Source organism: Serratia sp. (in: enterobacteria) (genome assembly GCF_046715635.1).
In the GTDB taxonomy this organism is placed as follows: Bacteria; Pseudomonadota; Gammaproteobacteria; order Enterobacterales; family Enterobacteriaceae; genus Chania.
The window spans coordinates 1-2,578 of sequence record NZ_JBKJYW010000432.1 but is presented as its reverse complement, the minus strand read 5'-3'; the positions used below and the strand labels follow the sequence as shown (position 1 = coordinate 2,578).

General features: G+C 54.7%; 3 protein-coding genes and 1 pseudogene. 1 reads left to right on the top strand and 3 read right to left on the bottom strand.

Annotated features, from left to right (window positions below; genetic code table 11):
* Window positions 1-179 (top strand): annotated as a pseudogene (locus tag ACLQ7H_RS22695) (copper homeostasis protein CutC); the annotation flags it as partial.
* Window positions 180-531: 352 nt separating this feature from the next.
* On the opposite strand, the gene cmoB reads toward ACLQ7H_RS22695, so the two are convergent.
* From cmoB to ACLQ7H_RS22680, 3 genes are all read right to left on the bottom strand, one after another.
* Window positions 532-1,503 (bottom strand): tRNA 5-methoxyuridine(34)/uridine 5-oxyacetic acid(34) synthase CmoB, encoded by a 972-nt coding sequence (cmoB, locus tag ACLQ7H_RS22690; RefSeq protein WP_411754610.1) that lies wholly within the window; start codon window positions 1,501-1,503, stop codon window positions 532-534.
* The gene (gene cmoA / locus ACLQ7H_RS22685; protein WP_411754609.1) at window positions 1,500-2,243 is read right to left on the bottom strand and encodes a carboxy-S-adenosyl-L-methionine synthase CmoA; all 744 of its coding nucleotides are present in this window, start codon (window positions 2,241-2,243) and stop codon (window positions 1,500-1,502) included. Before cmoA ends, cmoB begins: the two co-directional genes overlap by 4 nt.
* Before the next feature lie 95 nt (window positions 2,244-2,338).
* Window positions 2,339-2,578 (bottom strand): MAPEG family protein (locus tag ACLQ7H_RS22680; protein ID WP_411754608.1); only part of this gene is annotated, 240 nt, incomplete at its 5' end.

Sequence of the window (2,578 nt, the reverse complement as noted above, 5' to 3'; positions counted from 1 at the left end):
TCGGTATTCAGGAATTGCATAGCTCGGCCGGGCATACGGTGCCTTCCACCATGCGTTACCGTAAGGCGGGTGTCACCATGTGTGCCGATAATGAGTTTGACGAATTCAGCCACTACTGCGTGGATGGGGAAACGGTAGAGGCGATGAAGAACTCGTTGGCCATGCTGACTCCATCGTAGCGGCGCCGCATGCTGCGTCCGGTTGTGAGGCCGGTTTGAAGCCCCGAATCCTCGGGGCTTTTTTGTATCAAAGTCCACAAAAAAAGCCCTGAACAGGGTAGGGGTGCTCAGGGCGAAAAGACTCAATCTTTCACTGGTGTTGGCGCGATACCAACACTTTAACTCTAGTTAACGATGAGCCACTGCCTTAAGTTTAAATATTGATAAAATGTAACCGGCCGCGGTGGCTTATCGCAGACCTTTCATCCAGTGAAAAATGGCCGAGAGGGGTTGGACAGGACCAGCGATAGTGAATATGGCGGATCCACCTATCCCCCGATGATATGGGGAATAGGTTTGATGTGGTCTTCGTTCAGGGCTTTTTGGCGATTAGCACGGCGCGGATCGGTGCCGGGTAGCCTTCAACCGTTTTGGTTGGATCCTGGGGATCGAGGAACTCGGCCAAGGACTCACTGGTCATCCAGTCGGTGCGGCGCTGCTCTTCGGTACTGGTTGGGCAGATATCGGCAATCTTGACGTCCACAAATCCGCATTTCTCCAGCCAGCACTTCAGCGCTTCTGCAGAGGGAATAAAGTAGACGTTACGCATCTGCGCGTAGCGGTCGCCCGGTACCAATACCTGATGACGATCGCCTGGCACTACCAGCGTTTCCAGCACGAGCTCGCCCTCGGAAACCAGCTGGTTCTTCAACTGATACAGGTGATCCAGCGGGGAACGGCGGTGATAAAGCACACCCATAGAGAAAACAGTGTCGAAAGCGGCCAGCTCGGGCAGTTGTTCTATACCCAGCGGCAACACATGGGCGCGTTGATCGCCACCCAGCAATTTACGCACCGCTTCAAACTGGCACAGGAACAGCTGCATTGGATCGATACCTACTGCCAGATGAGCTCCTGCACCCACCATGCGCCACAGATGGTAACCGCTGCCGCAGCCTACATCCAGAATGGTACGGCCAGCCAGCGGGGAAATATGCGGCAGCACCCGATCCCACTTCCAGTCGGAATGCCATTCGGTATCGATATCGATGCCGTAAAGCGAGAACGGCCCTTTGCGCCAGGGCATTAGCGTACGCAGCATTTTCTCGATGCCTTCGAGCTGGCCAGGTGAGAGCGGTTGTTCCATCTCTGCGCGCACGCCATGCAATAAATCCAACCGGGTCGGCGTCAGGGAAGGTAGGTGCTCTACCGAATTGAACCACTGCTTGAACTTGCCATGCAGCGATTCACGTTGCCAGGCGGTGATTTGCGCCGGCAGAGTATCCAGCCAGTGGCTCAACGGGCTTTTGGCGATGCGTTGGTAGAAGTCTCCAAACTCGATCATGCGGTTTCTCCTGATTTCAGCGCGATCAACGAGCCGAAGTTGAAACATTGGAACCAGACTTCTGCATGTTCAAAACCAGCCTGCTGGAGGCGCGCTTTATGTGCTTCGACCGAATCGGTCAGCATCACGTTTTCCAGCATGCTGCGCTTTTGGCTGATTTCCAATTCGCTGTAACCGTTGGCTCGTTTGAAGTCGTGGTGCATATTGAACAACAGCTCACCGACGTCTGCATCCTCAAAGCTGAATTTTTCTGACAGCACCAAGGCACCGCCCGGACGTAGCCCGCGATAAACCTGTTCGAGCAGGCGCAGACGATCGGCCGGTTCAAGAAACTGCAGGGTGAAGTTCAGCACCACCATCGAGGCGTTTTCGAGGGTAATGTCTAAAATATCCGCCTCAATGACGTCGACCGGTGTTTCGGCGCGAAATGCATCAAGATGACGGCGGCAGCGCTCTACCATCGCAGGGGAATTATCGACCGCAATAATCTGACAACCTTCGACGCTGATGTTTCTGCGCATCGATAGCGTGGCCGCGCCGAGCGAGCACCCCAGGTCATATACCCGGCTGTGTGGCTGGACAAAGCGTTCGGCCAGCATACCGATCATCGAAATGATATTGGAGTAGCCTGGAACGGAACGCTGGATCATGTCTGGGAAGACTTCAGCAACGCGCTCGTCGAAGGTCCAGTCGCCCAGTTTGGCGATCGGGGCGGAAAAAAGAGTATCGCGGTTTGGCATAGCGGCAAATCAGGTCAGAATTCGAAGGGGCGTATACTAACAGAAAAGCGGCGCTGGCAGAAGCAGGCGGCATGGCCGCCTGAACAGAGGGGATATCAGTGCAAACTGAAGATAATGTCCCACGGCAGATATACGATATTGGCTATCACCATCAGTATTAAAGAAATATAGGTAGCCGCCATACCCGAACGGCGCCAGCGGACTTCGCGGTTACGCAAACCGTAGTAGTGAACCAGGCGGCCTGCCATCAGCAGCAAACCACACAGATGCACCATCCAGACTTCGGCACCGTTCATCTCCATGATCACCAACAGGATGGCGGCGATCGGGATGTA

What these genes read in the sequence shown, in the direction of transcription:
- cmoB (WP_411754610.1), bottom strand. Translation starts at nt 1,503, where the DNA reads ATGATCGAGTTTGGAGACTTCTACCAACGCATCGCCAAAAGCCCGTTG.
- cmoA (WP_411754609.1), bottom strand. Translation starts at nt 2,243, where the DNA reads ATGCCAAACCGCGATACTCTTTTTTCCGCCCCGATCGCCAAACTGGGC.